This is a genomic window from Legionella navarrensis (assembly GCF_052527415.1).
In genome coordinates this window covers 1-212 of sequence record NZ_JBNVZR010000077.1, presented here as the reverse complement: position 1 = coordinate 212, position 212 = coordinate 1, and the positions used below count along the sequence as shown (strand labels likewise).

Genomic DNA, 212 nt, shown 5'->3' with positions numbered 1-212 from the left:
TTTACCTACCCGGCCACGGTGAATCAGACAGCAACGGTCTCGGTAGATAACAGCGTCGTACCAACCGGCGGCAGCGCTACTGCACCAACCTGTACGAACTGTACGACCACGCATCCCATTGCACCCGCAGTTATTGCGGTGAGTAAATCGTCTGTTCCTGCGACCGGTACAGCCGTTGCTGCAGGCGACAGCATTGATTACAGCCTGCAGGC

Annotated in this window: 1 protein-coding gene; it reads left to right on the top strand. The window is 57.1% G+C overall.

Going from position 1 to position 212, the window contains the following annotated elements; genetic code table 11:
- Positions 1 to 212, top strand: a 212-nt coding sequence (locus ACQUTA_RS13185) for a hypothetical protein (protein WP_444988725.1), incomplete at both ends; no start/stop codon positions are given.